The organism is Mycobacterium sp. (assembly GCF_032162105.1).
Taxonomy (GTDB): Bacteria; Actinomycetota; Actinomycetes; order Mycobacteriales; family Mycobacteriaceae; genus Mycobacterium.
On the sequence record NZ_JAVRPS010000706.1, the window covers coordinates 1 to 6,599 of the forward strand.

General features: G+C 66.1%; 10 protein-coding genes. 7 read left to right on the plus strand and 3 right to left on the minus strand.

The window, feature by feature from the left end; all coding sequences use genetic code 11:
- Positions 1–1,192: MCE family protein (locus tag QOC69_RS35790; RefSeq protein WP_526447530.1), on the plus strand; the 1,192-nt coding region annotated here is incomplete at its 5' end.
- Positions 1,192–2,850: an MCE family protein gene (locus QOC69_RS35795; protein ID WP_526447532.1), complete on the plus strand. Its 1,659-nt coding sequence runs from the start codon at positions 1,192–1,194 to the stop codon at positions 2,848–2,850. The genes QOC69_RS35790 and QOC69_RS35795, both read left to right, overlap by 1 nt.
- Before the next feature lie 43 nt (positions 2,851–2,893).
- Here the strand turns inward: QOC69_RS35795 and QOC69_RS35800 are convergent, their stop codons facing one another.
- Positions 2,894–3,427, minus strand: a complete 534-nt coding sequence (locus QOC69_RS35800) for an Rv2253/PknI dimerization domain-containing protein (RefSeq protein WP_526447534.1) — start codon at positions 3,425–3,427, stop codon at positions 2,894–2,896.
- Positions 3,428–3,504: 77 nt separating this feature from the next.
- Here QOC69_RS35800 and QOC69_RS35805 point away from each other — a divergent pair, with 77 nt between their 5' ends.
- Entirely contained in the window at positions 3,505–3,879 is a 375-nt protein-coding gene (locus QOC69_RS35805) for a hypothetical protein (protein WP_526447536.1), read from the plus strand.
- Positions 3,880–4,099: 220 nt separating this feature from the next.
- Complete coding sequence (locus tag QOC69_RS35810) at positions 4,100–4,711, plus strand: TetR/AcrR family transcriptional regulator (RefSeq protein WP_526447538.1); 612 nt, start codon at positions 4,100–4,102, stop codon at positions 4,709–4,711.
- A 6-nt stretch (positions 4,712–4,717) separates the two neighbouring features.
- Here QOC69_RS35810 and QOC69_RS35815 read toward each other — a convergent pair whose 3' ends face one another.
- Positions 4,718–5,155, minus strand: a complete 438-nt coding sequence (locus QOC69_RS35815; protein WP_526447540.1) for an Rv2576c family protein — start codon at positions 5,153–5,155, stop codon at positions 4,718–4,720.
- A 69-nt stretch (positions 5,156–5,224) separates the two neighbouring features.
- Positions 5,225–5,650 carry a hypothetical protein gene (locus tag QOC69_RS35820; RefSeq protein WP_526447542.1) on the minus strand — a complete coding sequence of 142 codons (426 nt, stop codon included), beginning with the start codon at positions 5,648–5,650 and terminating at the stop codon, positions 5,225–5,227.
- Between the two features lie 148 nt (positions 5,651–5,798).
- On the opposite strand from QOC69_RS35820, the gene QOC69_RS35825 reads away from it, so the two are divergent.
- From QOC69_RS35825 to QOC69_RS35835, 3 genes are all read left to right on the plus strand, one after another.
- Entirely contained in the window at positions 5,799–5,987 is a 189-nt protein-coding gene (locus tag QOC69_RS35825) for a nuclear transport factor 2 family protein (protein ID WP_526447544.1), read from the plus strand.
- Between the two features lie 65 nt (positions 5,988–6,052).
- Entirely contained in the window at positions 6,053–6,223 is a 171-nt protein-coding gene (locus tag QOC69_RS35830) for an AMP-binding enzyme (RefSeq protein WP_526447546.1), read from the plus strand.
- A gap of 146 nt (positions 6,224–6,369) precedes the next feature.
- Positions 6,370–6,599, plus strand: a 230-nt coding sequence (locus QOC69_RS35835; protein WP_526447548.1) for a hypothetical protein, incomplete at its 3' end; no start/stop codon positions are given.

Consider the following 6,599-nt stretch of genomic DNA (forward strand, 5'->3'; position numbering starts at 1 on the left):
CTCGGATGCCACCATCTACCACGTCGAAGTCGCCAACATCGCTACGCTCGAATCGAATTCGCCGGTGATGATGAACGACGTGGTGGTCGGCAGCGTGGGCAGGATGGACGTCAAGGACTGGCATGCCAACGTCGAGATCAGGGTGAAACCCGGCGTGGCGGTGCCCGCGAACGCGGTAGCGTCCGTGGGCCAGACCAGCTTGTTGGGCTCGATGCACCTGGCGCTCAACCCGCCCGTTGGTGAGCAACCCAGTGGCACGTTGGCGCCCGGTTCGACGCTGACCCTGAATCGGTCGTCGACCTATCCGTCGACCGAACAGACGCTGTCGTCGCTGTCGACGATCGTCAACGGCGGCGGGCTGGGACAGATCGGCGACGTCATCCACAGCTTCAACCTGGCGCTGTCCGGCCGCGAACCGCAAATCCGCGAACTGCTCACCCGACTCGACGACTTCGTCGGCGTGCTCGACGCCCAGCACGACAACATCATCGCGGCCATCGAGCAACTAAACCGGGTCGCGAGCACGTTTGCGGGACAGCGCGACGTCATCGACCGGGCGCTCAAGCGGATTCCGCCCGCGCTCGACACGCTCATTCAGGAGCGGCCACGGATCACCACCGCACTCGAGCGGCTCGGCGACTTCAGCGACACCGCAACCCAACTCGTCAACGACACCCAAGCGGATCTGGTGCGCAACCTGCAGAACCTCGAGCCTGCGCTCAAGTCGCTCGGCGACGTCGGACCCGATCTGGACCGATCGCTCGCGTACGCCACCACCTTCCCGTACAGCCAGTCGCTCATCGACCGCGCGATCAAGGGCGACTACATGAACCTGTTCGTCACCCTCGATCTCACCTACCCACGGCTCAAGCGCACCCTGTTCGCCGGCACCCGCTGGGGACAAGAGGACGCCAAACTCGTACCGGCGCCCGGCGATCCGTGGTACCTGAACTACTCGTACGACCCACTGAAGCTGGCAGGCACGGGGCCGCCGCCCGCCGCACCGGACGTCCTGGGCCCCCTGGACGAGACACCACCACCGTCCGGGCCACTACCGCTGGTGACCGAGCCGGTGCTTCCGGTGGCGCCGCCGCCGACGCCCTTGGGTGCCCCGGCTCCGGTTGACCTGTCGTCGTCGCAGATCTTCGGCGGACCGTACGGCGCCGCGCCTGCACCCGGAGGTGGTAACTGATGTTGACGCGTTTCGTCCGCAACCAGCTGATCATCTTCGCGATCGCGTCGGTGGTCGGCGTGGCCGTGATGCTGTTCGGGTACATGCAGGTGCCGACCCTGATCGGCCTTGGCCGCATCGACGTGAAACTCGAGCTGTCCGCCACCGGCGGCCTCTACCGCTTCAGCAACGTCACCTACCGGGGCGTCGGGGTCGGGAAGGTCACCGATGTGAAGCTGACCGACACGGGTGCCGAGGCGACGTTGACGCTGGACACCTCGCCGAAGATTCCCAAGGATCTACAGGCAAACGTGCTCAGCGTGTCGGCGGTCGGCGAGCAGTACGTAGACCTGCGGCCCCGCACCGACTCGGGTCCGTTCCTGACGGACGGCTCGGTGATCTCGGTGCAGGACACCACGATTCCGCAGGCGGTCGGACCGATGCTCGATCAGGTCAGCACGCTGGTGGACAGCTTTCCGAAGGAGAAGCTGAGCCGGCTCCTCGACGAGGCGTACACGGCCTTCAACGGCGCGGGTTACGACTTCGGGTCGCTGCTCGACTCGGGCAGCAAGCTGACGGCCGACACCAACTCGGTATCGGATCAGTTCAGATCGCTCATCGACGACAGTGGGCCCCTGCTGGATACGCAGGCGCAGACCACCGACTCGATACGCACCTGGGCGCGCAGCCTGGCCGGCATCACCGAACAGGTGGCGAACAACGACCCGCAGGTGCGCACCATCCTGGAGCGTGGACCCGGGTTCGCCCAGGAGGTGTCGGGGTTGTTGACCGACCTCAAGCCCACCCTGCCGGTGCTGCTGGCGAACCTCACCACCCTCGGCCAGATACTCGTCACCTACAACCCGTCGCTGGAGCAGACCGTATTGCTGTTCCCGGGATACATTGCCGCGCAGCAGGCGTTCGGCTTGCCGCAGAACAACCCCACCGGCCTAGCGTCGGGTGACTTCACGCTGACCCTGGGTGACCCACCGCCGTGCACTGTGGGCTTCCTGCCGCCGTCGCAGTGGCGCAACCCAGCGGACACCACCATGATCGACACGCCGGACGGGCTGTACTGCAAGTTGCCGCAGGATTCGCCGATCTCGGTGCGCGGTGCACGCAACTTTCCGTGCATGGGCCACCCCGGGAAGCGCGCACCGACGGTGGAGATCTGCAACAGCGACAAGCCATACGAGCCATTGGCGACGCGCCAGCACGTGCTGGGCCCGTACCCGTTCGATCCGAACCTGGTGTCACAAGGCATTCCGCCCGACGACCGGGTGGACTTCAGCGACCGGCTCTACGCACCGGTCGAGGGCACACCGCTGCCGCCGGGTGCCGTGCCCGCGGGCACACCGCCGGACGCTCCGCCACTGGCCGCGCCCATGCCGGCATCGTCCGTGCAGGCTCCGCAACTACCGCCGCCCCCTCCTGGTAACTCACTGAACGGGCAACCGATTGAGGCGCTGCCGCCGGCCGAGCCTCCGCCACCAGCCGACGGTGCGGTGCCGGCCGCGCCCAGCGCATTCAGCGGGAACCCGTCACGTGGCACGGTCGCCGTCGCGCATTACGACCCGGCCACCGGCAAGTACATGACGCCCGACGGTCGGCTGGAGCAGCAGACGAATCTGGTTGCGGGAGCGGCGCCGAAGTCATGGCAGGACCTGCTGCCGACGTGACACGGCCGCGCCCGGATCGGGCACGGCCGTTGTGCGCGACGCCTTAGATCTTGGTGAGTTTCAGTGGGAACCGGATGACGAGCGGGCGGTTGACGCCACACGAACCGCTGTCCGTGGTCGTCTCGTCCCAGCCCGTCATCAAGGTGGTGCTGGTGGCCTCGACCATGGAGTTGAGGGGGTTGGTGCCCCAGAAGATGAACTGCTGGTGGCCGGTGGCCGGTGGGCCTTGCGGGCAGGGCGCCCAGTTGGGGATGTCGTGTTTGAGGATCCACCGGTCCGCGTCGAATCTGATTGGCGCAGTCCAGCCTTGGTCGCTGGTCACCTGTCCGGTGCACTCCCACGGCCCGGTGCAACTGGTGGAGACCGTCCAGGTCGCCTGGACGGTCTTCTCGGACATGAAGACGTCGCCGGTCTTTGCCCAGTCACCGTTCGAGACGACGGAGTAGGTGCCATTCATCTCGATGCCGTAGGCGGCGCTGGCCGGTGGGGCGATCCCGATGGCTGCCGCCGTCGTCACAACCGTCGCCACGCCTGCGAGCACCCGCATACCAGTCACCGTTCCTCCAGCCCACGTCATGCTGTGAGACTAGTGTGCTGCGAAGCAGTATTCGCGAAAAATGAGAACTTCGTTATCACATGTGGGAGCATAAGCGCGTGCGTTCACTGATTGCTGCCCTAGCGATCCTGCCCGCCGCTCTGCTGCTGGCCTCGCCCGCCGCAGCGGACGAGGCGGAGTGCAACGATCCCAATTGCACCCCGGGCATCGCTCCGAACATCGTCCTTGGCTCCTACTGCGACAACGCGACCTACTACGCGTTCGGCGTGACGTCGTGGGGGCGGCTGGTGTTCTGCGGCTCCCCGCGCCGGTACGAGCCGCGGTGGTTCCGGTCGCCGGAGATGCACGGCATCAAGAACGAGAAGGGCCTCTGCCCGGCGCTGGAGGGCGAGGTCGCCCAGGCGCCGGACGGACTGTTCCTGACCTGCGTCGCGCGCAACGGCGCGGCCACCTGGGAGCGCGGGGACCTCTAACTGCCCGAGCACGCCCGCGTCATGGCCGCGCCGCGTTCATTGCGCGCACGGTCGTAGATTCCCGCTTGAGTCCAAGGGATCGATGCAACCCTCACCGCAATCTCAACGGCAACGCCAACGCCGTATCGAAGTCCGTGGTCATTCCTTGGGATGAACGGGGCCCACCGGCGTCTACCATTTGGGCGGCGGAACTGACGGACGCAGCGAAGGAAGTGTCGGCATGGCATCGGACCGGAGGATCGGGGGGCCGGACGCCAAGAACCGCAGCGTACTGCTCGACGCCGCCGAGGAACTGATGCTCGAAGACGGATACGCCGCGGTGACGTCGCGGCGGGTCGCCGACCGGGCCGGCCTGAAGCCGCAGCTGGTGCACTACTACTTCCGCACGATGGACGAGATGTTCATCGAGGTGTTTCGCCGCCGGGCCACGCAGGGGCTCGACGCCCAGGCCAAGGCGCTCGACTCGCCGCAGCCGCTGTGGGCGCTGTGGGACTTCGGCACCGACCCGGCGGCCACCCGGCTGACGATGGAGTTCATGGGTTTGGCCAACCATCGCAAGGCGCTGCGCGCCGAAATCGCGCTGTACGCAGAACGGTTCCGCGCGCAGCAGGTCGAAGCGATCACCGCAGCGCTGCGGCGGTACGGATACGAGGTGTCGGACGTCCCGCCGGTGGTGTGGGGGGTGTTCGCGACGAGCGTGTCCCAGGTGCTGGTGATGGAGCAGGCGCTGGGCATGTCGGCCGGGCATGCCGAGATGCTGACCTTCTGCGAGGGGTGGCTGCGGCGCTTGGAAGGCGAACGCGCACCGGTCGCGACCACGGCGTCCGCCTGAATCGCTCTACCAGTTCCGCAGCGAGCAGAGCGCTCCCTTCGGGCCCTGATTGGCCACCGCCACCTCGCCGTCGACGGCAATGACGCAGTGGAAGTTCGGTGTCTGCGGGGACTGCATGCTGGTGGCCGTCACCATCGCCCACTGATCCGGATTGGCCAGCATGACATCCAAGGTCCACATGCTGTCCGGCCCGAGGTTGGCCTCCACGTTGGGGCTGAAGACATACGGATTGTGGCTGTACTCGGCGAACGACGGCGGGTCGACGTCGCGGTAGTAGATCTCGGCGTTGGAGAAGGGACGCTCGGTGAAGACGGTGTACTTCACGTGATGGAGTACCGGCTCGTCGGCCGTGGACCGCGGCGCGCCCACCACGAGGCAGCCGAGCACGATCGCTGCGACCGGCAGGATTGTCGCCAGCGAACCAGGCCACCTCGGAAATTTCATTTTCAAATGTTAGAACGATATTTGCGATCTGTGGGCGTGAACGGGCAAGGACGTCGCCTGCGTTGCCGACTAGAACCTGGTCAAGGCGAACGTCCACGTGTTGACCCCTGGCGGGCCGTTGGAGCAGCCCACGTCGTAGGCCGACTCGATGGTTCCCGCCAGGCTGGCCGCGTCCCATGACCACGTTTCGCGGGCGGGCAGTGCCTGGCCGAAGCACCGCAGGCCATCGGGCACGTCGGTCACCATCGTGTAGCGGCCGTTGGCCAGTATTGCCTCGCCGTTGTAGTACGCGCCGAATCTTGGGCTGGGCCGCGCCCTCACCTGAAAACAACCCGGTCTGGTGTCCGTGCACGTGGTGACGAACCATATCCACGACGCATCGGTGTACCGGTTGGTCAGCACCTGGTAGTTGCCGAGCGTCATGTCCGCTTCGGCGACCGGTGCCATTGCCACCGCAGCCGCCGCGAGCGCCGTGCCCAAGGCCAAGAGTTTCATCTGCTCGCTCTCCGTTCGCCGCCATCAAATCATTTCGGCACTCGGCAGGTGCAAGAATGATTATACGAATCCGGAAACAGCATTCTCCAATTTCGTCCAGTAGGATTACTGGCCGGCTTCAACCGGTATGCCGGGTACCGGCGTCCCGGTGGTCACCGGTCGCGACGCCGCCGTCGATCTGATTCGGTCGTCGTTGACCAACGCCAACTCAGCGCATCACGTCCACACGCCGCTGATCGAGCTGAACGCCGACGGGGCCGACGTCGTCTGGGCCGCGCAGGACCGGCTGATGTGGGAGGGCGGACCGGCGTTGATCGGCAACGGGCACTACCGTTAACGTTGGGTGCGCCGCGGTGACGACTGCGCCTGAGCCCGCCTGATCGTCGAGTTTCAGAACGCCCTGTGACCGCGTTCGTCGTGCTTCGCTCGCAGGCCGACGTGCTCGGGGCCGAGGATCTGATCGACTGGAGTCGTCGGCGAATGGCCTGTTTCAAGGTCCCGCGGTATGTACAGTTCCTCGACGAGCTGCCCACGAACGCCACGGGCAAGGTCGTGACGGACCGGGTGCGCTGAGCGTTTGCACAGCCCGGAAACAGCATTTCCGCAGGACATGCGGCCATATGGGCCGGTTTGCGGATGGGGTATCGTCGATACGATACCGAAAATTGAAAATGCCATTCTCATTGTGCGCAATGCTTCACGGATAGACAGGAGGTCGCATGCCGCCCCGCAAGCGAACCTCGTCGGTGCTCAACGGCGACGCCAAGGACCATCCGATCGACGACGATTCGAACCCCGTCGACGAGGTAACCACCCGCGACGACGCTCTCGCGCTGGCCGATGAGGCCGAGGCCGAGGCCGCCGAAGCGGAAGCCGTCGCCGCCGCCGCACGCGCCAGGGCGCGGGCCATCCGGCTGCGGAGACAGGCAGCGACTGCCGCGGAGGCGGC

Coding starts and splice junctions, on each gene's coding strand:
- QOC69_RS35795 (WP_526447532.1), top strand. CDS start 1,192: ATGTTGACGCGTTTCGTCCGCAACCAGCTGATCATCTTCGCGATCGCG.
- QOC69_RS35800 (WP_526447534.1), bottom strand. CDS start 3,427: ATGACGTGGGCTGGAGGAACGGTGACTGGTATGCGGGTGCTCGCAGGC.
- QOC69_RS35810 (WP_526447538.1), top strand. CDS start 4,100: ATGGCATCGGACCGGAGGATCGGGGGGCCGGACGCCAAGAACCGCAGC.
- QOC69_RS35815 (WP_526447540.1), bottom strand. CDS start 5,155: ATGAAATTTCCGAGGTGGCCTGGTTCGCTGGCGACAATCCTGCCGGTC.
- QOC69_RS35820 (WP_526447542.1), bottom strand. CDS start 5,650: ATGAAACTCTTGGCCTTGGGCACGGCGCTCGCGGCGGCTGCGGTGGCA.